This window comes from Isoptericola sp. NPDC056134, assembly GCF_042264825.1.
Taxonomy (GTDB): domain Bacteria; phylum Actinomycetota; class Actinomycetes; order Actinomycetales; family Cellulomonadaceae; genus Isoptericola; species Isoptericola nanjingensis.
Map to the genome: position 1 here is coordinate 34,887 of NZ_JBHJVM010000002.1, position 25,239 is coordinate 60,125.

The 25,239-nt window shown below is 75.1% G+C and carries 24 protein-coding genes; 10 read left to right on the forward strand and 14 right to left on the reverse strand.

Features of this window, described 5'->3' with window-relative positions:
- Positions 1-122: 122 nt before the first annotated feature.
- The 3 genes from ACFCZN_RS02465 to ACFCZN_RS02475 are packed head-to-tail and all read right to left on the reverse strand — an operon-like array spanning position 123 to position 3,511.
- Entirely contained in the window at positions 123-800 is a 678-nt protein-coding gene (locus ACFCZN_RS02465) for a Maf family protein (RefSeq protein WP_430546833.1), read from the reverse strand.
- Positions 801-817: 17 nt separating this feature from the next.
- Positions 818-1,744 carry an AEC family transporter gene (locus ACFCZN_RS02470; protein ID WP_430555704.1) on the reverse strand — a complete coding sequence of 309 codons (927 nt, stop codon included), beginning with the start codon at positions 1,742-1,744 and terminating at the stop codon, positions 818-820.
- Positions 1,745-1,768: 24 nt separating this feature from the next.
- Complete coding sequence (locus ACFCZN_RS02475) at positions 1,769-3,511, reverse strand: DUF885 domain-containing protein (RefSeq protein ID WP_430555705.1); 1,743 nt, start codon at positions 3,509-3,511, stop codon at positions 1,769-1,771.
- Between the two features lie 71 nt (positions 3,512-3,582).
- Here ACFCZN_RS02475 and ACFCZN_RS02480 point away from each other — a divergent pair, with 71 nt between their 5' ends.
- Positions 3,583-4,785 carry a glycerate kinase gene (locus tag ACFCZN_RS02480; protein WP_430555706.1) on the forward strand — a complete coding sequence of 401 codons (1,203 nt, stop codon included), beginning with the start codon at positions 3,583-3,585 and terminating at the stop codon, positions 4,783-4,785.
- Positions 4,786-4,789: 4 nt separating this feature from the next.
- On the opposite strand, the gene ACFCZN_RS02485 is transcribed toward ACFCZN_RS02480, so the two are convergent.
- Genes ACFCZN_RS02485 through ACFCZN_RS02500 form a run of 4 tightly spaced genes read right to left on the reverse strand, consistent with a single transcriptional unit; the run spans position 4,790 to position 7,880 of the window.
- Positions 4,790-5,362, reverse strand: coding sequence for a hypothetical protein (locus ACFCZN_RS02485; protein WP_429762480.1), 573 nt, complete (start codon positions 5,360-5,362; stop codon positions 4,790-4,792).
- Positions 5,359-5,601, reverse strand: a complete 243-nt coding sequence (locus ACFCZN_RS02490; protein ID WP_429762479.1) for an acyl-CoA carboxylase epsilon subunit — start codon at positions 5,599-5,601, stop codon at positions 5,359-5,361. Before ACFCZN_RS02490 ends, ACFCZN_RS02485 begins: the two co-directional genes overlap by 4 nt.
- Positions 5,598-6,182: a hypothetical protein gene (locus ACFCZN_RS02495; protein ID WP_429762478.1), complete on the reverse strand. Its 585-nt coding sequence runs from the start codon at positions 6,180-6,182 to the stop codon at positions 5,598-5,600. Before ACFCZN_RS02495 ends, ACFCZN_RS02490 begins: the two co-directional genes overlap by 4 nt.
- Positions 6,183-6,227: 45 nt before the next feature.
- Positions 6,228-7,880, reverse strand: a complete 1,653-nt coding sequence (locus ACFCZN_RS02500; RefSeq protein WP_430555707.1) for an acyl-CoA carboxylase subunit beta — start codon at positions 7,878-7,880, stop codon at positions 6,228-6,230.
- An 88-nt stretch (positions 7,881-7,968) separates the two neighbouring features.
- On the opposite strand from ACFCZN_RS02500, the gene ACFCZN_RS02505 reads away from it, so the two are divergent.
- Positions 7,969-8,847, forward strand: coding sequence for a biotin--[acetyl-CoA-carboxylase] ligase (locus ACFCZN_RS02505; protein ID WP_430555708.1), 879 nt, complete (start codon positions 7,969-7,971; stop codon positions 8,845-8,847).
- 11 nt (positions 8,848-8,858) lie between these two features.
- On the opposite strand, the gene ACFCZN_RS02510 is transcribed toward ACFCZN_RS02505, so the two are convergent.
- Positions 8,859-9,689, reverse strand: coding sequence for an LLM class flavin-dependent oxidoreductase (locus ACFCZN_RS02510; protein WP_430555709.1), 831 nt, complete (start codon positions 9,687-9,689; stop codon positions 8,859-8,861).
- Positions 9,690-9,818: 129 nt separating this feature from the next.
- On the opposite strand from ACFCZN_RS02510, the gene ACFCZN_RS02515 reads away from it, so the two are divergent.
- Positions 9,819-10,880 carry an adenylate/guanylate cyclase domain-containing protein gene (locus ACFCZN_RS02515; RefSeq protein WP_429762474.1) on the forward strand — a complete coding sequence of 354 codons (1,062 nt, stop codon included), beginning with the start codon at positions 9,819-9,821 and terminating at the stop codon, positions 10,878-10,880.
- 25 nt (positions 10,881-10,905) lie between these two features.
- On the opposite strand, the gene ACFCZN_RS02520 is transcribed toward ACFCZN_RS02515, so the two are convergent.
- Positions 10,906-11,790, reverse strand: coding sequence for a helix-turn-helix transcriptional regulator (locus tag ACFCZN_RS02520; protein WP_429762473.1), 885 nt, complete (start codon positions 11,788-11,790; stop codon positions 10,906-10,908).
- A 149-nt stretch (positions 11,791-11,939) separates the two neighbouring features.
- Here ACFCZN_RS02520 and ACFCZN_RS02525 point away from each other — a divergent pair, with 149 nt between their 5' ends.
- Positions 11,940-12,695 (forward strand): SDR family NAD(P)-dependent oxidoreductase, encoded by a 756-nt coding sequence (locus ACFCZN_RS02525; protein ID WP_430555710.1) that lies wholly within the window; start codon positions 11,940-11,942, stop codon positions 12,693-12,695.
- Between the two features lie 7 nt (positions 12,696-12,702).
- Here the strand turns inward: ACFCZN_RS02525 and ACFCZN_RS02530 are convergent, their stop codons facing one another.
- Entirely contained in the window at positions 12,703-13,527 is an 825-nt protein-coding gene (locus tag ACFCZN_RS02530) for an SOS response-associated peptidase (RefSeq protein WP_430555711.1), read from the reverse strand.
- A gap of 92 nt (positions 13,528-13,619) precedes the next feature.
- On the opposite strand from ACFCZN_RS02530, the gene ACFCZN_RS02535 reads away from it, so the two are divergent.
- Positions 13,620-14,849, forward strand: coding sequence for a multidrug effflux MFS transporter (locus tag ACFCZN_RS02535; RefSeq protein ID WP_430555712.1), 1,230 nt, complete (start codon positions 13,620-13,622; stop codon positions 14,847-14,849).
- Between the two features lie 48 nt (positions 14,850-14,897).
- Here ACFCZN_RS02535 and ACFCZN_RS02540 read toward each other — a convergent pair whose 3' ends face one another.
- Both ACFCZN_RS02540 and ACFCZN_RS02545 read right to left on the reverse strand, forming a co-directional pair.
- Positions 14,898-16,250: a permease prefix domain 1-containing protein gene (locus ACFCZN_RS02540; RefSeq protein ID WP_430555713.1), complete on the reverse strand. Its 1,353-nt coding sequence runs from the start codon at positions 16,248-16,250 to the stop codon at positions 14,898-14,900.
- A complete protein-coding gene (locus tag ACFCZN_RS02545; protein ID WP_430555714.1) occupies positions 16,250-16,630 on the reverse strand; it encodes a PadR family transcriptional regulator in 381 nt (126 codons plus the stop codon). The genes ACFCZN_RS02540 and ACFCZN_RS02545 overlap by 1 nt, the downstream gene beginning before the upstream one ends.
- A 174-nt stretch (positions 16,631-16,804) precedes the next feature.
- Between ACFCZN_RS02545 and ACFCZN_RS02550 the strand changes: the two genes are divergently transcribed.
- Together ACFCZN_RS02550 and ACFCZN_RS02555 are read left to right on the forward strand one after the other, a co-directional pair.
- Positions 16,805-19,114: an esterase-like activity of phytase family protein gene (locus tag ACFCZN_RS02550; RefSeq protein ID WP_430555715.1), complete on the forward strand. Its 2,310-nt coding sequence runs from the start codon at positions 16,805-16,807 to the stop codon at positions 19,112-19,114.
- Between the two features lie 81 nt (positions 19,115-19,195).
- Positions 19,196-20,470 (forward strand): LCP family protein, encoded by a 1,275-nt coding sequence (locus tag ACFCZN_RS02555; protein ID WP_429762466.1) that lies wholly within the window; start codon positions 19,196-19,198, stop codon positions 20,468-20,470.
- Between the two features lie 24 nt (positions 20,471-20,494).
- On the opposite strand, the gene ACFCZN_RS02560 is transcribed toward ACFCZN_RS02555, so the two are convergent.
- On the reverse strand, positions 20,495-21,445 hold the full coding sequence (locus ACFCZN_RS02560; protein ID WP_430555716.1) for a LysR family transcriptional regulator ArgP: 951 nt from the start codon (positions 21,443-21,445) through the stop codon (positions 20,495-20,497).
- Positions 21,446-21,529: 84 nt separating this feature from the next.
- Here ACFCZN_RS02560 and ACFCZN_RS02565 point away from each other — a divergent pair, with 84 nt between their 5' ends.
- Positions 21,530-22,159 carry a LysE/ArgO family amino acid transporter gene (locus ACFCZN_RS02565; protein ID WP_429762464.1) on the forward strand — a complete coding sequence of 210 codons (630 nt, stop codon included), beginning with the start codon at positions 21,530-21,532 and terminating at the stop codon, positions 22,157-22,159.
- Between the two features lie 96 nt (positions 22,160-22,255).
- On the opposite strand, the gene ACFCZN_RS02570 is transcribed toward ACFCZN_RS02565, so the two are convergent.
- Positions 22,256-23,479 (reverse strand): pyridoxal phosphate-dependent aminotransferase, encoded by a 1,224-nt coding sequence (locus ACFCZN_RS02570; RefSeq protein WP_429762463.1) that lies wholly within the window; start codon positions 23,477-23,479, stop codon positions 22,256-22,258.
- Positions 23,480-23,574: 95 nt separating this feature from the next.
- On the opposite strand from ACFCZN_RS02570, the gene ACFCZN_RS02575 reads away from it, so the two are divergent.
- Both ACFCZN_RS02575 and ACFCZN_RS02580 read left to right on the forward strand, forming a co-directional pair.
- Entirely contained in the window at positions 23,575-24,279 is a 705-nt protein-coding gene (locus ACFCZN_RS02575; protein ID WP_429762462.1) for a TetR/AcrR family transcriptional regulator, read from the forward strand.
- Positions 24,276-25,178, forward strand: a complete 903-nt coding sequence (locus ACFCZN_RS02580) for an alpha/beta fold hydrolase (RefSeq protein ID WP_430555717.1) — start codon at positions 24,276-24,278, stop codon at positions 25,176-25,178. The genes ACFCZN_RS02575 and ACFCZN_RS02580 overlap by 4 nt, the downstream gene beginning before the upstream one ends.
- The last annotated feature ends 61 nt before the right edge of the window (positions 25,179-25,239 follow it).

Below are 25,239 nucleotides of genomic sequence, written 5' to 3' on the forward strand. Positions count from 1 at the left end.
AGAAGTCTGTGCCGGGTACCAACGACGATCCGGGCCGTTTGGAGGGATCCCACATGGACCCGGGCGGTAGGTAGTGCCGGAGGCGCCCGGAGTTGGTGGTTTCGGCAGTGGGTCTGAGCCGCTCAGCGGGGGTCGCGGAGCGAGCGCCAGGGGATCTCCAGCTCGCCCAGCAGCTCTCGCAGCAGCGGCAGGCTCAGCCCGACGACGCCGTGGTGGTCGCCCTCGATCCGGTCCACGTACGGGCCTCCGAGGCCGTCGATCGTGAACGCGCCGGCCACGTGCAGGGGCTCGCCCGTCGCGACGTAGGCGTCGATCTCCTCGTCGTCGACGTCGGCGAAGTGCACGGTGGTGGACGACGACGCGCCGAGCGTGCCGCCCGTGCCGCCGTCCTCGGGGTCGCGGGCGTCCACCAGCCAGTGGCCCGTGTGCAGGACGGCCGCGCGGCCGCGCATCGCACGCCAGCGGCGGCGGGCGTCCTCGGCGTCCGCGGGCTTGCCGAGGATCTCCCCGTCCAGCTCGAGCATCGAGTCGCAGCCGAGCACGAGGGCGGACGCCTCGTCCTCGCCGCCGTCCTCGAGGCGGGCGCTGACCTCCTCCGCCTTGGCCTGGGCCAGGACGAGGACGGCGTCGGCGGGGTCGAGGTCGCCGCCGAACCCGGCGCGCGCGGCGTCGAGCACGGCCGGCTCGTCGACGGACGAGACGACGACCCGCGGCGTGACGCCGGCTGCCGCCAGGGTGGCCAGGCGGGCGGGGGACTGCGAGGCGAGGACGAGGCGCACGGGCGCGGTGGAGGCAGGCACGTGCGCACCCTAACCAGTCAGCCGGTGTGCAGCAGCAGCGACGACACCAGCAGGACGACGGGCGACGCGACGGTCGTGACCAGGATGGTGTCGCGCGCGAGCAGCTCGCCGGTACGGAACCGCGCCGCGTAGTTGTACACGTTCTGGGCCACGGGGAGCGCGGCGAGCGTCACCGCCGTCGCCACCTGCGCGGGGTCCAGCCCGAACGCGTACCGCGCGAGGACGAAGGCGACCGCCGGCATGACGACCGCCTTGAGCACCGACGCCACCACGACGGCCGTGCGCCCGCCGGGCTGCTGGAAGGGACGCGACCCGTGGAGCGACATCCCGAAGGCGAGGAGGATCATCGGCACGGCCGCGCCGCCGAGGATCTCCAGAGGTGCGAGCATCGGGGCCGGGACGCTCCAGCCGGTGAGCGAGACGACCGCGCCCGCGAGCGAGCCGAGGATGATCGGGTTCCGCACCGGCTGGGCCAGCACGAACCCCACCGACACCCGCCCCGACGTCTGGGCGTCGAGCACCAGCAGCGTCACCGGGGCGAGGATCAGCAGCTGCAGCAGGATCACCGGCACGACGGCGGCGGGGTCGCCCAGCACGTACACGGCCACGGGCAGGCCGATGTTGTTGGCGTTCACATAGCCGGCCGAGACCGCGCCGATCGTCGCCTCCGTGGCGGGGCGGCGCAGCCAGAGCAGGTTGACGACGACGAACACCGCCGCGACCGCCACCGCGGCGATCGCCTGCACCAGCAGCGGCGCCTGGAAGAGCTCGCCGACGTCGGCGTCCGCGATGACCGTGAACAGCAGCGCGGGGCTGGCGACGAAGAACCCGATGCGGTTCAGCGCGGTCCGGGCGTCGGGCCCGCCGAGGCGCAGGCGCGCCGCGACGTACCCGACGGCGATGACCACGCCGATGATCGCGAAGCCGGTGAGGATGCCTTCCATGCGGGGCGGGGGGAGCGCGCCGCGTCAGCGGGCGTCGCGCAGGGCGCCGGTCAGCACGTCCAGGCCGACCGAGCCGAGGCCGAGCGCCCTGGCGTGGAACGCCCGCAGGTCGAACTCCTCGCCGCGCGCCCGCGCCGCCGTCCGGGCGTCGTCGCGCGCCTGCTCCCACAGCCGCTGGCCCACCTTGTACGACGGCGCCTGGCCGGGCCACCCGAGGTACCGGTTGAGCTCGAACCGCACGAACGACTCGGGCATGTTGACGTTCGCCTTGAGGAACGGCCACGCCTTCTCGGCGTCCCACACCCCGCCGCCCCACTGCTCGGGGGCTGGCTTGCCGAGGTGCACGCCGATGTCGAGCACCACGCGCGCCGCGCGCATCCGCTGCGCGTCGAGCATGCCGAAGCGGTCGCCCGGGTCGTCGAGGTGGCCGAGGTCGGCCATGAGCCGCTCGGCGTACAGGGCCCAGCCCTCGCCGTGCCCGGAGACCCAGCACATCAGGCGGCGCCACGAGTTCAGCGTGTCGCGCGCGACGACGGCGGCCGCGCACTGCAGGTGGTGGCCGGGCACGCCCTCGTGGTAGACGGTCGTCTTCTCGCGCCAGGTGTTGAACTCGGTGACGTCGGCGGGCACCGACCACCACATGCGCCCGGGACGGGAGAAGTCGTCGCTCGGGGGCGTGTAGTAGATGCCGCCGGTCTGGGTGGGGGCGATGCGGCACTCGATGGTGCGCACGGGCCCCTCGATGTCGAAGTGCGTGCCTGCGAGGTCCTCGATGGCGGCGTCCGCGGTCTCCTGCATCCAGCGGCGCAGCGCGTCGGTGCCGTGCAGCGTGCGGGCCGGGTCGGCGTCCAGCGCGGCGACGGCGTCCTCGACGCTCGCGCCGGCACCGGCGATCTGGCGGGCCACGGACTCCTGCTCGGCCACGATCCGGGCCAGCTCGTCCAGACCCCACTCGTACGTCTCGTCCAGGTCGACCTCGGCGCCGAGGAACTCGCGCGAGAAGCGCGCGTAGCGGTCGCGGCCCACGGCGTCGCGCTCCGGCGCCTGCGGCGCGAGGTCGCGCTCGAGGAACTCGGCGAGGCGCGCGTAGGCGTCGCGGGCCGCGGTCGCGCCGCGCTCCAGCTCGGCGCGCACGAGGCTGCACGCGCTCGACTCGTCCAGGACGGCGGCGACGTCGTCGCTGCGAACGAGGCCGTCGAAGAACGACTCGTGCCCGTCGAGGCCGGCGAGCTCGCGCGACTGGGAGACGCCTTCGCGCACCTGGCGGATCGCGGCGACCTGGCCGCGCCGCGCCGCCTCCGTGAGGGACGCGACGTAGCCGTCGATCGCGTCGGGTACCGCGTTGAGGCGCGCGGCGACGTCCTCCCAGGCCTCGACCGAGCCGGTGGGCATGAGGTCGAAGACGTCGCGCAGCTGCTGCACCGGCGACTCGATGTTGTTGAGGCTGGCCAGCGGCTCGCCGGCGTCGTGCAGCTCGAGCGCCAGGCCCACCCGCTCGCGCATCGCGGCCAGGGTGACCCGGTCGACGGCGTCCAGCGGGCCGCCGTCGCGCTCGGCCGCGTCCAGCTCGCGCAGGACGGCGCGGTCCGACTCGGCCCGCGCCTCGTGCCCGGCGGGGGACAGGTCGGTCATGCGGTGGTCGTGACCCGGCAGCCCGATCGCCGTGGCGAGCAGCGGGTCGAGCTCGGCGGACCGGGCGACGTACGCGTCGGCGACGGCGTCGACCGCGGAAGGGGTGCGGGGCGGGGTGGGGGTGCTCGAGGTCACAGCACGCACCCTATCGACCCGCCCCGAGACGGCGCGCCGTCATTCCGGCCCTCCGGGTACGGTCTGTGCCCGTGCACAGTGTCGTGAAGAACGAGGACGTGAATCCCCCCGCCGCCCACGCGCCCCTCCGCGTCGTGGTCGCCCCCGACTCGTTCAAGGGCAGCGCCACGGCGACGCAGGTGGCCGCGGCGCTCGCGGCCGGGGCCCGCGCCGCCCTGGGCGGCGACGCCGAGGTGCGCGCCGTGCCGTTCGCCGACGGCGGCGAGGGCACCCTGGACGCGATCCTCGGGGCGTGGGGCGAGGAGCCCCGCACCTGCGTCACGACCGACGCCCTCGGGCGCCCGACCACGGCGCGCTACGGCGTCTCGCCCGACGGCCGCACCCTCGCGGTCGAGGCGGCGGAGGCCTACGGCCTGCCGAAGGTCTCGGACGTCGCGCTGCGGCCGCTCGACGCGACCAGCCACGGCGTCGGCACCGTGGTGCTCGCCGCGCTCGACGCCGCCCCGGACGTCGAGGAGGTCGTCCTGTTCGTCGGCGGGTCGGCCTCGACCGACGGAGGGGCGGGGCTCCTGTCCGACCTCGGCGCCCGGTTCCACGACGCGGACGGCGCCCCCGTCCCTCCGGGGGGTGGCGGGCTGAGCGCCCTGGCCGCCGTCGACCTGTCCGGCCTCGACGCCCGCGCCGGCGCGCTGCGGTGGCGCATCGCGTGCGACGTCGACAACCCGCTGCTCGGGGCGCGCGGCGCGGCCGCGGTCTTCGGGCCGCAGAAGGGCGCGACTCCGGAGGACGTCGCGGTGCTCGACGACGGGCTCGCGCACCTCGCCGACGCCCTCGCCGCCGCGACCGGTCACGACGCGCGCGACCTGCCGGGCGCCGGTGCCTCCGGCGGGCTGCCGGTGGGCCTGTCGGCCGCGCTCGGGGCGGAACTGGTGCCCGGCGGCGAGCTCGTCGCCGAGGCGGTGGGGCTCGCGGAGGCGCTCGAGGGCGCCGACCTCGTGCTCACCGGGGAGGGCCGCCTCGACGAGCAGTCCCTGCACGGCAAGGTCGTGGACACCGTGGTGCGGCTCGTGGCGGGCCGCGCGGCGGTCGTCGTCGTGGCGGGCGGCGTGGAGCTCACGCCCGCCCAGGTCGCGGAGGCCGGGATCGCGGCGGCCTTCTCCCTCGCGCCGGGGCCGCGCACGCTCGCCGAGCTCTCCCGCGACGCCGTGGTCGAGCTGGAGCACACGGCCGCGCACGCGTGCCGCCTGTTCGCGGCGGGGCGCGCGTCGCGCTGACGCGTCAGCGCTTGCGGGTGCGGCGGCGGACGGCGTCGGCCCAGTCGCGGTGGTACCGCACCACGACGGTCTCGGTGCCCGGTGCCCACCAGACGGCGACCGGGTCGCCGTCGCGCGGGGGAGGCAGCCGCTCCTCGTCGTCCGGCCGCACCAGGGACGAGTAGGGGCGGTCGGCCGTGCCGTCGTCCGTCGGGTAGGACACCACGCCGCTGAGCAGGAGGCCGGAGCTCGTGCGGCGCTCGTTCACGGAGACCGACCCCGTGGCCGACCGCCTGTCCGCGCCGAACGCCGCGGCGTCGCGCCCCTCGGTGGCCTGGCGCTGGTCGTCCCGGTAGCGGACCAGGGCGGCGACGGCGGTGACCATGAGGCCGGCGAGCATGCCCATGAACAGCCACAGCTCGAGCTCGCCGGACGGGTCCTCGATCGTGCGCCGCAGCACGTAGAGGCCGGCGGTCACCACGAGGGCGGGCGCCCACAGCCACCGTCGCAGCCAACCCGGGCGCGGGGGAGCGGGCAGCTCCTCCAGCGGCGCGTCGACCTCGTCGGGGCCCTCGACCTGCTGCCAGACGACGCTCACGAGTGCAGGCTCCAGCGCCACGCGTCGGCGTTGTGGCGGCCCCAGCGACCGCCGAAGCTCTTCGCGGTCACGCCCGCGCCGTTGCCGCGCACCGTGCGGGCGCGGTTGGTCCACTCCTCGACGGGGGCCTCGTCGTCGGGCAGCCCGCTCGCCGACGCGACCGCCGCGAGCCCGGCCACCAGCGCGGCGACCTCGACGTCGTCGGGACGACCGCGCACCACGCGCACCTCGTTGCTCATCGCGCACCCCCGAGCGGGTCGTCGCCGTCCTCGTCGTCCAGCTGGTCGTCCAGCTCGTCGTCGAGGTCGTCGTCGCCGAACTCCACCGCCGCGCCGCGCGACGTCGCCCACTCCGCGACCTCGTAGCCGCCGTCGAACAGGCGCTGCGCGACGTCCCCGCCGGCCTCGTCGAGCAGCTCGACGACGCCGTCCAGGGTGCCGGGCGAGCCGGGCGTCGGGTCGGCCACGACGAAGCCGAGGTAGAACACCTCCGCCGGCACGGCGCCCTCCGGGGCGTCGTGGGTGTGCTCGTCCTCCTCCTCGCCGCCCTCCCACACGGAGCTCGTCAGGTCGGGGTGCATGCCCAGCCCGTCGTGCAGCGCGTCGAAGACGGCGGCGTTGAGCTGGCCCACCCGGCTCTCCAGCGCGAGCACGCGCGGGTCCTCGTCCGCCTCGGAGGCGCCGAACTCGGCGCGCACGCCGACCGCGGTCTGCACGTACTCGTGCAGGGCGGCCGCCAGCGCGTCGACGGCGCGGTGCATCGGCTCGGGGTCGACCGACCCCAGCGGCGCGGGTCCGTGCGTGGCGTCCTCGTGGCTCATCTGCTCATTCTTCCCGGTTTCGACGGCGCTCAACCACCGACGGTGTCACAGGGGGATGTTGCCGTGCTTCTTGGGCGGCAGGCTCGCGCGCTTGGTACGCAGCGCCCGCAGCGCGCGGACCACCTGCACGCGCGTCTCGGACGGGCGGATGACGGCGTCCACGTAGCCGCGCTCGGCGGCGTCCCACGGGTTGACGATCGCCTCCGTGTACTCGTCCGTGAGGCGCTGCCGCTCCGCCTCGACGTCGCCGCCGGACTCCGCGACCTCCTTGAGCGCCGAGCGCTGCAGGATGTTCACCGCGCCGGACGCGCCCATCACCGCGACCTGCGCCGTCGGCCAGGCGAGGTTGACGTCCGCCCCGAGCTGCTTGGAGCCCATGACGATGTACGCGCCGCCGTAGGCCTTGCGCGTGATGACGGTGACCAGCGGGACGGTCGCCTCGGCGTACGCGTAGATGAGCTTGGCGCCGCGCCGGATGATGCCCTGGTGCTCCTGGCCGACGCCGGGCAGGAAGCCGGGGACGTCGACGAAGGTCAGCACGGGCAGGTTGAACGCGTCGCAGGTGCGCACGAACCGGGCCGCCTTCTCGGCGGCGTCGATGTCGAGGGTGCCCGCCATGGACAGCGGCTGGTTGGCGATGATGCCCACCGACTGGCCCTCGACGTGGCCGAACCCGATCAGCACGTTCTGCGCGAACAGCGGCTGCACCTCGAGGAACGACTCGGGGTCGAGGACCGTCTCGACGACGGCGCGCATGTCGTAGGGCTGGTTGTCGCTGTCGGGGACGATGACGTCGAGCGCCTCGTCGTCCTCGGTGACCTCCAGCGGCGTCTCGTCCTCGGGCGGGAACGACGGCGCGTCGCCCAGGTTGTTCTGCGGCAGGTAGCCCACGAGGTGGCGCACGTAGTCGATCGCGTCGTCCTCGTCCGCACCCAGGTAGTGCGCCACGCCGGACGTCGCGTTGTGCGTGCGGCCGCCGCCGAGGGTCTCGAAGTCGACGTCCTCGCCCGTCACCGTGCGGATCACGTCCGGGCCGGTGATGAACATGTTGGACGTGCCGTCCGCCATGACGATGAAGTCGGTCAGGGCGGGGGAGTAGACGGCGCCGCCCGCGCTGGGACCGAGGATGAGCGAGATCTGCGGGATCACGCCGGAGGCCGCGACGTTGCGCCGGAACATCTCGGCGAACTGCGTCAGCGCCGCGACGCCCTCCTGGATGCGCGCCCCGCCACCGTCGGAGATGCCGATGATCGGCACGCCGGTGCGCAGCGCGAGGTCCTGCACCTTGGCGATCTTCTCGCCGTGCACCTCGCCGAGCGAGCCGCCGAAGACCGTGAAGTCCTGGCTGAACACGCACACCTGGCGCCCGTCGACCGTGCCGTGGCCGGTCACGACGCCGTCGCCCGCGACGCGCCGCTTGTCGAGGCCGAAGTTGCGGCTGCGGTGCATGGCCAGCGCGTCGAGCTCGACGAAGCTGCCCTCGTCCAGCAGCGCCTCGATGCGCTCGCGGGCAGTCTTCTTGCCGCGCGGGTGCTGCCGCGCCTTCGCCTTCTCCTCGGCGTCGGTCACGGCCTCGGCCCGCCGGCGCTCCAGGTCGGCGAGCTTGGCGGCGGTGCCGGAGGCGGCGGGCGGCTCGATGTCGGTCGAGGAGGTGGCGTCGTTCACCCGACCGACCCTAGTTGGTGGGTTGCCACGCATCGATGCGCGACAGGCTGCGGCCCGCCCGGATTCTTTGGAGGGACCCCACAAAGGGTCGGTGGCGGTGAGATGCGGGACGATCGGGGACGTGAGCCACGACCCCCGCGACGACCCCCGCCGAGACCCCCTCGATCTCCCCTCCTTGCGCCGCGACCTGCTCGCGCCCGCAGGCCCCCTCGCCCGCCTCGACGTCGTCGAGGCGTCCGGTTCCACGAACGCCGACCTGGCCGACGCCGTCCGCCGGGCGCCGGGGGAGTGGCCCGCGCCCGCGGCGCTCGTCGCCGAGCACCAGACGGCGGGGCGGGGGCGTGCGGGGCGCGGGTGGCAGACGCCGCCGCGCGCCGCGCTCACCGTCTCGGTGCTGCTGCGCCCGCGGCTCGAGCCCGCCCGGCTGGGCTGGCTGCCGCTGCTCGCCGGCCTCGCCGTCGCGCGCGCGGTCGACGCCGCCGGGGTGCCCGGGGCCGCGGTGAAGTGGCCCAACGACGTGCTGCTGCCGGCCGCCGACGACGCGGCAGGGCTGGGGCCGTTCCGCAAGGTGGCGGGCGTGCTGGCCGAGGTGGTGCCGGCCCTCGACGGTCAGGGGCCCGCCGCCGTCGTCGTCGGCGTCGGGCTGAACGTGGACCAGTCCGCGGCGGAGCTGCCCGTGCCGACCGCGACGTCGCTGGCGCTCGAGGGGGCGCGGGCCGACCGCGGCGCGCTGCTCGGCACGCTCGTGCGCGAGCTGGTCGGCGTCGTGGCGGACCTGGAGGCCGCCCGCGGGGACGCCGACGCGGCCGGGCTCGCGGCACGGTACGCGGCGGCGTCGGCCACGCTCGGCACGGCGGTGCGCGCCGAGCTCGCCGGCGGCCGCGACGTGGTGGAGGGCGAGGCGGTGCGCGTCGCCGCCGACGGCGCGCTGGTGCTGGCGACGGCGGGCGGGGAGCGGACGGTGACGGCCGGGGACGTGCACCACCTGCGCACGGCATGACCGTGGTCGCGTCAGCGGCCGGCGAGCTCGGCGACCACGGGAGCGAGCCGGTCGGTGGCGTTCGCACCGACGACGACGTAGGAGAAGCCGCCCTCCTCGCGTCGCCGCAGGATCTCCTCGGCGGCCGCCCCGGGGTCGGCGGGCAGCTGCAGCAGCGAGTCCGCCGCGCGCAGCGCGCCGGTGTCGGTGTCGGGCGGCGCCATGAACGGGGAGACGGCATCGCCGACCACGGCCGCGTGGAACGCCAGCTCGAGGTCGGCGCGTGACCGGAGGTCCGCCGCGATCTCCATCGTGACGGCCCGCGGGTCGTCCGGCATGATCGCGACCGCCGCCGTGTCCGCGAGGTCGGCGGCGAGGGCGCGGGCCTTCGGGCCTCGCACCGCCATCACGACCGGCGTGCGCCGCGCCGCGCCGTCGAGCCGGCGGAGCAGCGCGACCGCCTCGCCCATGCGCGCCAGTCGTCGCCCGGCCGGTAGGACCGGCATGCCCAGCTCCCGCAGCTCGTCCTCGATGCCGGGCCTCCCGGCGCCGAGGCCCATCTCGAAGCGGCCCTCGGTGAGCACCGACAGGGAGTGCGCCTCCCAGGCCACGGCGCGGGCCGTGCGCAGCGGCGAGGCGTACACCCAGGTGCCCACGCGGACGTCGGCGAGCGTCGCCGCGACCGCCAGGGTGGGGCCGGGTGCCGGCTGCCACTGCTGGACGTCGGGCATCAGGAGGGTCGAGTACCCGTGGTCGGCGATCCGGCGCACCTGGTCCCGCCACGCGGGGAGGTCGGCGCCGACGGGGGCGACGACCCCGAAGCGAAAGCGCCGTGCCGGCCTGGTCGTGTGGTCGTGGGGCATCGTCGCGGTCCTCTCGCGCAGGCGTCGTGGTCGGGACGTGCTCATCGACCGCCGGCGGGGCGCGAACTCATCGGGCGCCGGCCCGGGGCTCCCAGCCGGGACACAGCCCGCGCTGACTACAGTGGGGGCGTGACGAGCGACACCACGACGGGACCCGGTCTGCCGACGGACGACGACGCCCGGCGGGCGGGGGACACCGCGGCCCGCCTGGACGAGGCGATCCTCGGCGGCCCGCGCCGGTACACGCTGTCCGACCTCGTGGAGGGCACCGGCCTGTCGCAGGAGTTCATCGAGAACTACTGGCGCTGGCTGGGGCTGCCCGTCACCCACCCCGCCGAGGTGGGGTTCACCGACGCGGACATGCAGGCGCTGCGCGAGATCGGCGAGCTCGTGGACGCCGAGCGGCTCGACGAGCAGGCCCAGATGACGCTCATCCGCTCCCTCGGGCACACCACGGACCGGCTCGCCCTGTGGCAGGTGGAGGCGTTCGTCGAGCACCTCAGCCGCCGCGACGGCCTGGACGACGTGAGCGCGCGGCTCGCCGCCATCGACCGCATGCCGGACCTCACCTCGCAGCTCTCCCGCCAGCTCGAGCACGCCTGGCGGCGCCAGCTCGCCGCGCTCACGGGGCGGCTCGCCACCGAGTTCGGCGGCGCGCGTCGCGGCACCCAGGAGGCGCACGACGACGAGCTGCCGCTGCCGCGCGCCGTCGGGTTCGCCGACATCGTCTCGTTCACCAAGCGCACCGCGGGCCTCGGGTCGCAGGAGCTGTCGGAGTTCGTGCAGCTCTTCGAGTCCCGGGCCCGCGACGTCATCACCGAGGCCGGCGGCCGCGTCGTCAAGACCATCGGCGACGCCGTGCTGTTCGTGGCCGACGACGTCACGACGGGCGCCGAGGTGGCACTCGGCCTGGCCGCGCCGCACGCGACCGACCCCGAGATCCCCGTGCGCGTCGCGTTCGTGTGGGGGCGGGTGCTGTCGCGGTTCGGCGACGTGTTCGGCTCCGACGTCAACCTCGCCTCCCGCATCACCGAGCTCGCCGAGCCGGCCACCGTGCTGGTGGACCCGCACACGGCGTCCCTGCTCGCGTCATCGTCCCGCTACGCCCTGACGGCGCAGCCGCCGCAGGAGGTGCAGGGCATCGGCGAGATCACGCCGGTGCGGCTGCAGCGCGCCTACACCGGGGGCTGACCCTCCGCGCGCTCACCGCGCCACCTCAGGAGGCGTCCGAGCGCACCACGCGCAGCGTGCGGTCGCCGGCGGCCAGGTCGTCCAGCGCCCGCTCGGTCGCCTCGTCGGCCGGGAGCAGCAGCTCGATCCGCAGGTGCTCGCCCCCGCCGGGCACCAGCACCTGCGGCTCCACGCGCAGGGCGCCGGCCTGCGGGTGGGCCAGCCGCAGCACGGCGTCCCGTCCCCGGTCGGCGACCGGGCGCGCCCACCGCTCGGTGAACGCGGCCCCCGCCAGCACCGTGAGGGCGTCCACCAGCTCGCCGAGGACCGGGTCGGACGGCACCGACTCGCGCTGCAGGTCGGCGACCACGCGGTCCGCGACGGCGTCCCAGTCGGGGAACAGGTCGCGGGCCCGCGGGTCGGTGAGGACGACGGGTGCCAGCCGCGGCTCCCCGTGGTCGAACAGGCCGGCGGGCGCGAGGAGCGCCCGGTAGGCGGGGGTGCAGGCGAGCACCGTGCCGAAGCGGTCGAGCAGGGCGGCGGGGGCAGGGGCGAGACGGTCCAGCACGGCGCGGGTGCCCGCCGGGATGTCGTCGCCCGGCGCGGTCGCCAGGCAGACGCCGGCCCCCTGAGCGTCCTTGGAGGCGAGCAGCAGCACGCGCCGCTCGTCGTGCCCGAGCCGGAGCGCGTCGGCGAGCGCGCCCACCACGGCGGGCGACGGGTGCCGGTCGCGCCCCTGCTCCAGGCGGGTGAGGTACTCGACGCTCACGCCCGCGAGCACCGCGAGCTCCGCGCGACGCAGGCCGGGGGTGCGGCGGCGCCCGACCTCGGGCATGCCCACGTCCCGGGGGCGCACGTCCTCGCGGTACGCGCGGAGCAACGCGCCGAGGTCACGGTCGATCCGGTCGGCGGTCCGGTCGGCGTCGGTCATGCGGCCAGCCTAGGCACGCGGCGGCGGCGGAGGGTGGCCCTGGCGCGGCCAGGCTCGCGGCGGCCTCCCGCCGGCGCGGCCGCCGGGCGACGGTGGACGCGTCGGCACCGACCCGGTGGCCGGCGCACAGCCGTCACGAGGAGCACAGCATGAACCTGGGACTGCAGGGGCGCACCGTCGTCGTCACGGGGGCGTCCGGGGGGATCGGGCGGCACGTCGCCGCCCAGTTCGGCGCCGAGGGCGCCGACGTCGTCCTCACGTACCGCGAGTCGAAGGACGACGCCACGCGCGTCGCGGAGGAGATCGGCGGGCGTGCGCTCGTCGTCCGCTACGACCAGACCGAGGAGGGCGCGGCCGAGGGCCTGCGCGACGCCGTCCTCGCGTGGACCGGCCGCGTCGACGTGCTGGTCAACAACGCGGTGACCTGGAGCCCGCCGGGGGCGGACGGCCCGCGTGGCTTCGAGCACGTGCCCGACGGCGCCTGGCTCGAGACCGTGCGCGCGAACGTCGAGGGGGCGGTGCGGCTGACCCGCGCGGTCGCCCCGTCGATGCGCGCGCAGCGGTGGGGGCGGCTGGTGCACCTGTCGTCCAGCCTGGTGCGCGACGGCGACGAGGGCACGGCGTACTACGCCACCGCCAAGTCGGCGCTGCACGGGTTCAGCCGGTCGGTCGCGTTCGCGCTCGGGCGCGAGGGTGACATCCTGTCGAACGTGGTGCTGCCTGGCCTCACCAGGACGGTGCGCAACGGGGGGATCGTCGAGGCGTTCGGCGAGTCCGCGGCGGCGCGCGCCCCGCTCGGCCGCCTGCTGGACGCACGCGAGGTGGCGACCGCGATCGTCTACCTCGGGTCGGCCGCCAACACGGGCATCACCGGCCAGGAGGTCGCCGTGACCGGCGGCGCCTGACCGCGGCTCAGCCGCGCCCCGCGGCGACCACGTCCGGGTCCCGCGGGTCGGGGTCGACGTCGATGAGCGACGGCCGGTTGTTCTGCACCGACCCGACGGCGTCGCCCACCGGCCGCGTCGCCATCCCGACCTGCGGGCCGGTGACGATGCCCATCGCCTGCTCGGCCCCGACCGCGGGGTCGAGCCAGGCGTCCCACGACGCCCGCGGCAGCACCACGGGCATCCGGTCGTGGATGCGCTCCAGGTCCTGCGACGCCGCCGTGGTGATCACCGTCGCGGAGACGAGCCAGCGGTCGGGGTCGTCGTCGGCCTTGGTCCGGTCCCGCCAGAACTCGTACAGGCCGGCGAGCGCCGCGACGCCGCCGTCGTCCGGGTGGATCCAGTACGGCTGCTTCGGCACCTTGCCCTTCGACCCGCCCTTCGACCCGCCCTTCGACCCGCCCCGCGCGGGGGCGCCGGGCGGGAGCTCGAGCTTGCGCCACTCGTAGTACCCGTCGGCCGGCAGCAGGCAGCGCCGGACGCCGAGGGGCTTCGCGAACGCGGACTTGTCGAGGAGGGTCTCGGTGCGCGCGTTGATCATGCGCGCGCCGATCGACGGGTCCTTCGCCCACGACGGCACGAGCCCCCAGCGCGCCAGCCGGAGCGAGCGGGTGATCTCCCCGGTCTGCCCGCCCTCGAGCCGCTGCGGGCGCTCGACGACGATGCGCACGGGGTCGGTGGGGGCGACGTTCCACGACGGGGGCAGGAGGCGCGCGTCCTCCGCGATCTCGGCGACGGCGAGGTCGTCGGCGATGTCCTGGGCGTCACGGAAGGACGCGTAGCGGCCGCACATGGGTCCATCGTGACGCATCCCACCGACACCCGGGCGGCCGGCCGGGGGATTCTCCCTGGGGCTGGTCGTAACGATTCGATACGATGGTGGCCATGCCCGACGACTCCGCGAGACTTCCGCGCGCCCGCTCTCCGTACCGTTGGGTCATCATGCTCGGGGCGCTCGCGGCGCTGCCGGCGTTCACCGTCGACATGTACCTGCCGTCGCTGCCCGAGGTAGCGGCCGACCTGGGCTCCTCCGCGTCGTTCGCGCAGCTGTCCGTCTCCGTGATGCTCATCGGCGGCGCCCTGGGCCAGCTCACGATCGGCCCGCTGTCCGACCGCTTCGGGCGCCGGGCGCCCCTCATGTGGGGCCTCGCGCTGCACGTCGTGACGTCGATCCTGTGCGCGTTCGCGCCGAACATGACCGTCCTCGTCGGGCTGCGCCTCCTGCAAGGCTTCTTCAACGCCGCGTGCGGCGTCGCGGCGATGGCGGTCGTGCGCGACCGGTTCGTCGGCGCGGAGGCCGCGCGCATCCTGTCCCGGCTGATGCTCGTCATCGGCGTCGCGCCCATGCTGGCGCCGACCTTCGGCTCCGCCGTCGCCGCGGCGGCCGGCTGGCGCTGGGTCTTCGGCTTCCTGGCGCTCGCGGGCGTGGCGATGGGCCTGGTCGTGTGGCGGTTCATGCCGGAGACGCTCCCCGCCGGACGACGCCAGACCGGCGGTGCGACCAGCGTGTTCGCCGGCTACCGCACGCTGGTCAAGGACAAGCAGTTCATGGCGCTCGCCGTCATCCCCGGGCTCGGGCAGGCCGTGCTGATGAGCTACGTGGTCGGCTCGCCGTTCATCTTCCAGGAGGGCTACGGGCTGAGCCACGGGCAGTTCTCCGTGCTGTTCGCCGTCAACGGCCTGGGCCTGGTGCTGTCCGCGCAGGTGAACGCCGCCCTGGTGCGGCGGGTGGCGCCCATCCGGCTGCTGCGGGCCGCGCTCGCGATCCAGGGCGTCGTCGCGGTCGGGCTGCTGGCGGTGGCCCTCACCGGGGCCGGCGGGCTGATCGGCCTCCTCGCGATGCTGTGGCTGGTGCTCGCCTTCCAGGGGCTGATCCCGGCCAACGCGTCGGCCATCGCGCTGTCCCGGCACGGCGAGCGCGCGGGCACCGCGGCCGCCGTCATCGGCGCCGTGCAGTCCGGGGTCGCCGGCCTCGTGTCGCCGCTGGTGGGCGTGCTCGGCGGCGACGCCGTCGCGATGTCCTGGGTGATGCTCGTCGCGCTGGCCGGCGCGATCGCCGTGCTCGCGTTCGCCACGCCCGCCTACCGCAAGGACGGCTGGGTCAAGCTGGCCTGACGGTGAGGATCGGGTTCGCGGCCTGGTGGTGCCGGGCCGTGGGGCGTCCTAGGCGAAGCCGAAGACCGGCCCGAACGCCACCACCACGAGCGCCGCCCACACCGCGTAGACGGGCAGGAAGCGGGTCTGCCACCGGACCAGCGCGCCGAACGGCTGCCGCTCGCGCAGGAAGCCGAGCAGGAGCAGCCCGGACCGGGCCAGGTGCACCAGCAGCAGCAGGTTGAGCCCGAGCGCGGCCACCTTGTTGGGGCTGAAGCCGAACTCGGCGATACGGGTGAGCATCGCCGTGAGCGCGACGGCGTCCACGGCGAGCGCGGCCGCGACGAGCACCAGCTGGAGGCCGTCGAACCAGCCCGGGCGGGCGAGGGAGTCGCGGGCCGAGACGGAGTACAGCAGCAGGCAGAGCACCAGCACGAGGATCGCGTCCATGAGGATGAGCAGCTCGCGCTCGACGTCGGCCAGCCCGCCGGCGCCGAGCAGGACGACGAGCGTCACCAGCAGCATCACCGTGGTCAGCGGCGTGAAGACGCGCGTGAGGACCGGGGCGATGTTCTCCACGACGTCCTGCTTCGCCTCGACGAGCCAGGCCCCGACGACGACGGCGCCCGGCACCGCGAACGGCATGATCCAGCTCTCCATCGCGGGCTCGATGTCCACGCCGACGAGGCTCAGGGTCGCGGCCGTGAGGCCCAGCAGCACCCCGCCGCCGATCGCGAGCAGCGTCACGTAGACGACGAGCTCGCCGGTGAAGCGCGCGAAGTCCATCCGCGGGTCCTGGTCCCGCCAGCGGCCACCCACGTAGACCACGCCGACCAGCGCCCACAGCACGACGGGGGCGTGGATCGCCGCGAGGACGACGGTCGACCCCGTGTCGACGTACGGGTAGACGTTGAGCACGACGGCGAGCAGCGCGTACGGGACCAGCAGGGCGCCGACCACGCGCCGTGCGACGCGGCGCTTCCACACGAAGTAGGCGCCCAGGAACGGCGCCGTCATGAGCGGGACGTTGCGCAGCAGCGCCGAGTCCGTGTCGAAGGCCGCGAGCGCCACCTTCACCGCGATCCCCGCGCCGACGGCGAGCGCGAGGACGACGGCGAGCTCGCGCCACGCCGGGCCGGACGCCTGCGCGGCATCGTCGTCCGGGACGAGGACGAGCTGCTTCCACAGCCGCTCGGAGTGCTCGCGCGCGAACTCGTGCGAGACGGCGTCGAGGTTGCCCATGCGGCGCACCGCGACGAGGAACGCCTCGTCGTCGTCGAGGCCCGTCGCGGTGAGGTCGTCGACCCGGCCGCGCAGGTGGTCCTCCATCTCGTCCACGTCGGCGGGCGCGATGGCGCGGTGGCGCTGCACGTACGAGCGCCACTGGTCGATCTGCGCCTCGAGGCGCTCGCGGGAGGCCATCAGGCCCAGCCCTCCGAGACCGCGGGGCGGGCCGGGGCCTGGGCCGCCTGCTGGGCGGACCGCCAGACCTGGTGCAGCACGTCCGCGACGACGGACCACTGCTCCTGGCGCTCGGCGAGCGCGTCGTGCCCGGCCGGGGTGAGGGCGTAGTGCTTGCGGCGCCGGCCGGCCTCGGAGGTGCCCCAGGTCGCGGCGACCAGGCCCAGGCGCTCGAGGCGGTGCAGCAGGGGGTAGAGCATCCCGTCCGTCCACTGCATGCGGCCGCCGGAGAGCTCCGTGACCCGCTTGAGGATGGCGTACCCGTAGGACTCGCCCTCCGCGAGGATGCCGAGCACCAGCGGGGTGGCGGACGCCGCCACCAGGTCCTTGTCGAAGCGCACCTCGAGCTCCTATGTCTAGATCTGCTAGGGGTGCTGAACCTAGCAGATCTAGGCATCGCTCGGGAGGGGTCGACCGGGTGGTTCGGCGCCGCGGCCTTCAGGCGCCACGGGATCGTCGCCCGGCGTTCATCCAGGGTTCGTCGAGCCGTCGCGGAGCGCCGGTGGGATCGGGCCATGACTCGCTCACCGAACCAGGCTCGCGCCCTGCGCCTCGTCGCGGCCGGCGCCGCCGCGGCGGTCGCGCTCACCACCGCGGCCGGCACCGCCGCCCTCGCGGACGGGCGCCCCGGCGGCCACGGCACGCATCAGCCGACGCCCGGCCACGGGCGACCGGGCGCCGTCACGACCCACCTCGTCCCGACGCTCGAGGGGCGCGCGACGCTGTCCGCGGACTTCCTCGCCGAGGGACCGTCGTCCGGCGCCCAGGCCTCCGCCGCCAACGGCCGGCAGGGGCCGTGGGACGGTCAGGTGATCCCGGGCTTCTCGGCGATGGTCGACAACGGCGACGGCACGTTCTGGGCGCAGCCGGACAACGGCTTCGGCAGCCAGGGCAACTCGGCGGACTTCCTGCTCCGCAGCTACCTCGTCGAGCCGGACTGGGACACCGGCGGTGGCCGGGGCAGCGGCTCGGGCGAGATCGAGGTGCTCGACCACATCTCCTACGACGACGAGAACCACGTGCTGGACTTCGACATCGTCAACGAGGGCACGGACGAGCGGCTGCTCACCGGCGCCGACTTCGACGTCGAGTCCGTGGTGCGTGCCGACGACGGCACGCTGTGGGTGGGCGAGGAGTTCGGTCCGTTCCTGCTGCACTTCGACGCGGACGGGACGCTGCTCGAGAAGCCCTACCCGCTGCCCGGCGGGCTGCGGTCGCCGCAGAACCCGTACCTCGCCGACGGCGAGGAGCCCACCGTGCGCGCCAGCCGCGGCTTCGAGGCGATGGCGGGGGTCAAGGGCGGGCGCTACCTGTACCCGGTGCTCGAGGGCGCCCTGGTCGACGACACCGACCAGCGACGCCGCGTCGTCCACGAGTTCGACACCCGCCGCGGCGCGTACACCGGCCGCACCTGGGACTACCAGACCGACCAGGAGGCCAACGTGCTCGGCGACGCGTTCGCCGTCGGCAAGGACTCGTTCTGGGTCGTGGAGCGGGACGACTTCGAGGGGCCGGCGTCGGTCACGAAGCGGGTCTACGAGATCGACCTGAGCGAGACGGACCGGGAAGGCTTCGTCCGCAAGGAGCTCGTCCTCGACGCGCTGCGGGTGGAGAACCCTGACGGCATCGACGCGGGGGAGGGCTACGGGCTGGGCGAGACGTACGCGCTGCCCGTGCAGTCGTTCGAGACGGTGCTCCGGCTGCGCGACGGCCGCATCCTCATCGGGAACGACAACAACTACCCCGGCAACGCGGCGCGGAACCCGGGCACGCCCGACGACACCGAGATGGTCGTGGTCGACCTGGAGAAGCAGCGCACGCGGGACGACGGCGTCACCGTCGTCGGGCACCGCGGCGCGTCCGGGGACCGGCCCGAGCACACGCTCGCCGCCTACGAGCAGGCGATCCTGCAGTGCGCGGACGTCATCGAGCCCGACGTCGTGCCGACCAAGGACGGCGTGCTCGTCGCCCGCCACGAGAACGAGATCGGCGGCACGACCGACGTCGCCGAGCACCCGGAGCTCGCCGACCGTCGCACCACGAAGACGATCGACGGGAAGGCCGTCACGGGCTGGTTCACCGAGGACTTCACGCTCGCCGAGCTGCGGACGCTGCGCGCCACGGAGCGGCTGCCCGAGCTCCGCCCGGACAACACCGCCTACGACGGCCTGTACCAGGTGCCCACCCTCGACGAGGTGCTCGATCTCGCCCGCCACTCCGAGACCTGCGACGGCCGGCCCGTCGGCGTGGCGCCCGAGACGAAGCACCCCACGTACTTCGCGTCCATCGGGCTGCCGCTGACGGACCCGCTCGTCGCGGAGCTCGCCGCGAACGGCCTCGACTCGCGGCGCGCGCCCGTCGTCGTGCAGTCCTTCGAGACCACCAACCTGCGCGAACTCGACCGGCGCACCGACGTGCGCCTCGCGCTCAACGTCTCCGCGAGCGGAGCGCCGTACGACCTGGTGGCCGCCGGTGACCCGCGCACCTACGCCGACCTCGTCACCCCCCGAGGCCTGCGCGACCTGGCCCGGTACGCCGACATCGCGAGCCTGGAGAAGAACGTCGTCGTCCCGCGCGCGGCCGACGGCACGCTCGGCCGCCCGACCTCCGTGGTCCGCGACGCGCACCGCGCGGGGCTGGAGGCCTACGCCTGGACGTTCCGCGCCGAGAACCAGTTCCTCCCGGCCGAGCACCGCTCGTCGGCGGACCCGGCTGCGCACGGCGACCTGGCGGCGGAGCTCGACACGTTCCTCGACACCGGGCTCGACGGCGTGTTCTCGGACCAGCCCGGCATCGCGGTCGAGGCCGTCGCCGCCCGGCGCTGACCGGTCGCGCGGGGGGTGATCCCGTGGTCGCACGGGGCACCCCTCGCGCGAACATGCTGCTCAGGCCCTAGGATCGCGCTTGTGCGGACCCTGCCACGGCACGCGTCAAGCCTCGCCTCGCACCGGGTCGTCCGTACGATCGCCCTCGTCGTCACCGCGGTGGTGGCCTTCGTGGCGGCGACCGCGGTCGCGTCGTTCGTCGACCTGCGCTCCCAGATCGGGGTCTCCGACGTCGACGACCTCCTCGCCGGCGACGACCGTCCGCCCGAGGTCCCGGCCGAGCAGGACCCGACCGACCCGTTCGCGGGCAAGGACCTCAACATCCTGGTGATGGGCACCGACTTCCGGGACGAGGCCAACGCCAAGATCGCGGGGTCCGGCGACGAGTTCCACTCGGACACGACGCTGCTGGTGCACCTGTCGGGCGACCGCAGCCGCATCGAGGCCGTGTCCATCCCGCGCGACTCCCTCGTCGACATCCCCGCCTGCAAGCTCCCCGGCGGCGGCGAGACCGCACCGCAGACGAACGCCATGTTCAACTCCTCCTTCGCGCTCGGCGGCGGGCCGGACAAGGACGTCACCGGCGCCGCCGCGTGCACCATCCGCACCGTCGAGAAGCTCACCGGGGTGCGCATCTCGGACCACGTCGTCGTGCAGATGACCGGCGTGATCGGCGTCGTCGACGCCATCGGCGGCGTCACCATGTGCCTCCCCGAGCCGGTCAAGGGGCAGCGCGTGGACCTCGACCTGCCGGAGGGGAAGCAGAAGCTCGACGGGTACACCGCGATCAACTTCCTGCGCGCCCGCAAGGGCGAGGGCATGGGCCTGGAGATCGGCAGCGACCTCAAGCGCATCGAGCGGCAGCAGGCGTTCTTCGACGCCGCGATGCGCGAGATCCTGTCGCAGAACATCATCACCGACTCGCCCCGCCTGTACCGGATGGTGCGCGAGATCCTCGGCTCCATCTCCACGGACCCCGAGCTGGCGAGCCCGACGGCGCTCGCGGGCCTCGCGTGGAGCATCCGCGACCTCGACCCGTCGCAGATCGTGTTCACCTCGGTGCCCGTCGTGGACTCGGTGAGCCAGCCCGGCCGGGTCGAGTGGACATCGGAGGCGGACGCGATCTGGGAGCGGATCCGCGCCGACGAGGCGCCGCCCGGGACCGCCCCGGCCAAGGAGAGGCCGAGCGGCACGGCGTCGGCCTCGCCGGACGGCGCGACGGCCGTCGACGACGAGGTCGCGTCGCCCGACGCCGTCGACGGCGAGGACGGCGGCACCCGTGGCGGCAAGGACGGCGAGGGCGCCTCGCCCGACCCGTCGCCCAGCCCGTCCGTGCTGCCGGGCGTCTGCGCCTGACCGCCGCCGTGCGGTGACGGAAGGTCAGCGCTGGGGCAGGGCGCGGCGTGCCTCGAGCCGCAGGGCCTCGGCGACCCGGTCGAGGACCGTCGAGCGCAGCTTCCACTGCTGCAGGTAGACCGGGACGTCGACGACGGCGTCGTCCTCGAGCAGCGCGACCTGTCCGCCGGCGTGGCCCGGCCCGCCGTCGAGCATGCCGAACCGGGATCCCGGGCCGGGGAGCGGGCCCCACATGCCCCACCCCAGGCCGCGGCGGATGCCGTCGACATACTCGGTGGTGCTCGGCACGTGGTGGCGCGGCGGGTCCGGGACGGCGGCGCCCGCCGCGGCGGCGCGCTCGCGCAGCCAGGCGTCCTGGAGGTCGTCGGCCCGGTTGAACACGAGCATCGGGGCGCGGCCCAGCGCCTCGATCGTGGGGCCGTCCGGGAACCAGCGGTCGATCACCTCCCGGGTGGCGGCCGGGCGGTAGCGGGTGACGCCGAGGAACGTCGAGGTGCAGCCCTGCACCGGGTCGCGCTGCGACGTGATCGCGGCCATCACGACTCCGGCCGGCAGCAGGTCCACGGTGCGGTCCTGGTCGTCGCGGTGGAGGTCGAAGCAGACGCCCTCGACGCGCGCCAGCGCCGGCATCACCCAGGTCGCGAGGGAGTCGGCATTGACGGCGATCGGCACCGTGACCGGGCGGGGCGGGGCGCCGGTGCCGTCGTCGTCGGCGTCCCGGGGTCCGAGCTCGCGGACCGCCTCCGCGCCGAGCAGCTCGACCTGGCGCGCCAGGCGCAGCAGCGTGCGCCCCGGCTCGGTGGGCGCGACGGGGCGGGTGCGGCGCACCAGCACGGAGCCCGCGGTGCTCTCCAGCGCGCGGACGCGCTGGCTCACCGCCGACGGCGTGACGTGCAGCGCGTGGGCCGCGGCCTCGAACGAGCCCTCGGTGACGACGGCGGCGAGCGCCTCGAGCTGGCGGGAGTCCCATCGCATGGTGACACCGTAGATGAAGGAACGCTTCATCAGATGAAGAAACCGTAGATGGACTTCATGTCGCAGCCGACCTAGCGTCGAGGGGTGCTCACGCTCCTCGCCGGCCTCGGCTTCGGCCTGTCCCTCATCGTCGCCATCGGCGCGCAGAACGCCTTCGTGCTGCGCCAGGGCGTGCGCCGCGAGCACGTGGGCCTCGTCGTCGCGGTGTGCGCGGCGTCCGACGTCGTGCTGTACCTCGCCGGGACCGCTGGGCTCGGGGCGCTCGTCGTGAGCCACCCCGCCGTCGTCGAGGTGGCGCGGTGGGCCGGCGCCGCCGTCGTGCTCGGGTACGGCGCGCTCGCGGCGCGCCGGGCGTGGCGCGGGGACGAGGCGGGGCTGGCGGCCGCGTCGGACGGCGCGGTCGCCGACGCCGGACGGCGCGCGCGGCCCGTGCTGGTCACGGCGCTCGCGCTCACCTGGCTGAACCCGCACGTGTACCTCGACACGATCGTGCTGCAGGGCTCGCTCGCCGCGTCGCACGGCGACGGACGCTGGCTGTTCACGGCCGGCGCGATCGTCTCCAGCGTCCTGTGGTTCGTCGGCCTCGGCTACGGCGCGCGGCTGCTCGCGCCCGTGCTCGCCCGCCCCGGCGCGTGGCGCGTCGTCGACGGCGTCGTCGCCGCGATCATGCTCGTCGTCGCCGTGAGCCTGGTGCTGCCGGCGCTCGCGGCGTAGAGCCCGTCACTTCGGCATCTCCTCCATCTGTTCGGCATGGCCTCGTGCCGAACAGACGGACGCGGTGCCGAACAGATCGGTGCCGGCGTGGCGGGGTCAGCGGGCGAGGCGGCGTAGGCGGTCGACGGCGTCGCGCAGCACGTCCTCCCGCTTGACGAACGTGAACCGCACGCGCGAGGCGAGCGCGTCGGCCGTCCTCGAGCCGGCACGGCAGAACGCGGAGACGGGGACGCCGACGACGCCCGCGAGCTCGGGCAGGCGGCGGCACAGCTCGTGCCCGTCGGCGGCGCCGAGCCGCTCCAGCAGGTGCGTGCCGTCCGCGACGACGAAGTAGGTGCCCTGCGGGACGACGACGTCGAAACCGGCGGCGATGAGCCCCTCGCACAGCAGGTCGCGGCGGGAGGCGAGCGAGGCCGCCAGCGCGCGCGGTGCGTCGTCGTCGGCGAGCGCCCGGGCGATGGCGGGCTGGAAGGGCGCGCCGGACGTGTAGGTGAGGAACTGCTTCACCGTGCGCACGGCCGTGACGAGTTCCGCGGGGCCGTGCAGCCAGCCGACCTTCCAGCCTGTGAGGCTGAACGTCTTGCCGCTGGAGGAGACCGTGAGGGTCCGCTCCGCCATGCCGGGCAGGGTCGCGACCGGCACGTGCACGGCGTCGTCGAAGGTGAGGTGCTCGTAGACCTCGTCGGTGAGGACGACGGCGTCGGCCTCGCGCGCGACGGCCGCGACCTGCTCCAGCTCGGCCCGCGTGAGCACCGTGCCCGTGGGGTTGTGCGGGGTGTTCAGCACGATGAGCCGGGTGCGCCGGGTGACCGCGGCGCGCAGGGCCGCGGCGTCGAGCCGGAATCCCTCGGCGGTGAGCGCCACGGGCACGTGCGTCGCCCCCGCGAGGGCGATGCTCGCGGCGTGCGAGTCGTAGAACGGCTCGAGCGTGATCACCTCGTCGCCCGGCCCCGCGAGCGCGAGGATCGACGCGGCCAGCGCCTCCGTGGCGCCGGTCGTGACCAGCACCTCGCCGTCCGGGGCGACGTCGAGCCCGTAGCGGCGCCGCTGGTGCTCGGCGATCGCGCGCCGCAGCTCCGGCACGCCGTCGCCGGGCGGGTACTGGTTGCGGCCGGCGTCGATCGCGTCCTTGGCGGCGTCACGGATGAACGCGGGGCCGTCGACGTCGGGGAAGCCCTGCCCCAGGTTGATCGCGCCGGTGCGCGCGGCGAGCGCCGTCATCTCCGCGAAGATCGTCTGCGCGACGGCGCCGTCCGCCCCGAGCAGCCCGGTCGCGCGGGCGACGTCGTTCCAGCGGCCAGGCGGGGGAGAGGTCGGCATGGTCCTCGACCCTAGCCCCGGCCGGTCGCGGGTGCTGCCCGCGTCCGGCTACGGTAGTGACCAGAATCGACTCCATAGTCACTACGGAGGTGCCCATGCCCCGTCCGCGCGTCCCCGACCGTCGTGCGCGCATCCTCGACGCCGCCCACGACCTGATCCTCGAGAACGGCTGGCCCAGCACGACGGTCGCCGGCGTCGCTGCACGAGCCGGCATCGGCAAGGGTGCCGTCTACCTGGAGCTCCCCGACAAGGCCGCGATCCTCGACGCCGTCCTGCGGCGCAGCACCCGGGACCTCACCGCCGAGGTGCGGCGTCGCGTCGTCGGGGCGGACGGACCTGTCGACCTGCCCACCGTGTACCGGTTCGGCACGGAGGCGCTGCTGGCCGACCCCCTCATGAGGGCGCTGTACGTCGGCGACGCGTCGCTGCTCGGTGACCATGTGCGCGACGTGGCCGGCGGTGCCGGGGGCGACCGGTACGCGGAGCGGTTCGGGTGGCTGGCCGAGTACGTCGCGCGGCTGCAGGACGCGGGCGTCGTGGACCCCGCCGTCCCCACCGCGGCGGTGGTGCGCGTGCTCGGGATCTTCAGCGTCGGCCTGGTGCACGCGCCGGGCACGCTCGGCGCGACGTCGGACGACGCGCTGCGCGACGCGGTCGCGCTCTTCGCCGACCTCGTCGGCCGCGGGCTCGCCGCCGACCGTCCAGCCGACCTGCCCGCCGACGTCGAGGCCGCCCGCGCCGCGCAGCTCGGCCTCCTCGCCCGCCTCGACCATCAGCTCGACCTCCTGGAGGAACCGTGACCGACCGTGCCGTGACGGGCGTCTTCGCCACCTGGACCGACCTGACCGTCGCCGGCGGACCCGTGCGCCACTACCGCGCCGGCGACACCGGGCCGCCGGTGCTGCTGCTGCACGGCGGCATGCTCGACACGGCGGCAGGGGTGTGGCGCCGCGTCGCGGGCGACCTCGCGGCGGACCACCGGGTGCACGTCGTCGACCTGCCGCGGCACGGCGGCAGCCGCCCGTGGGAGGGGCTGCTCGACGACGCGTTCTACCGCGCCTTCCTCGGCGAGCTGCTGGACGCCCTCGGGCTCGAGCGCGTCGCGCTGGTGGGGCTGTCCCTGGGAGCCGGCGTCGCGGTCGGGTTCGCCCTGGACCACCCGGAGCGCGTCGACGCGCTCGTGGCGATCGGGCCCGGCGGCATCGGTCGACGGCGCCCGGCCCAGCTGCTCACGTGGCTCGCGCTGCGCACGCCCGGCCTGCTACGGCTCACCAGCCGCTGGCTGGCGCGGCGGCCCGCCGTGGTGCGCCGGTCGATGGCGGGCAACCTCGTGGCCGGCGAGACCACGGAGGGCTTCGAGGAGATCGTCGCGCTCGTCGTCCAGGAGGCGCGGGCGAAGGCGGCCCACGGGGAGCCCGCCCTCGACGACTGGATGGTCCGCGCCTACGGGCCGTTCGCCATGGCGCTCGACCACCTGCCCCGGCTGCCGGGGCTGCGGGTGCCGTCGCTGTGGGTCCGTGGCGACCGCGACCCGCTCGTCGGGCACGAGGAGCTGGCCGCGGCCGCCTCGGCGGCCCCGGGCGCCCGCCTGACCACCATCCGAGACGCCGGCCACATCGTCACCTACGACCAGCCCGACGCGGCGTCGTCGCTGGTCAGAGGGTTCCTGGCAGCGTCCCGCGGAGGCGGTCCCGGGTAGCGGTACGAGGCCTTCGCCCGGGTTGTCCACAGGGCGGACCCGGGCGATTGCCCGGGTCCCC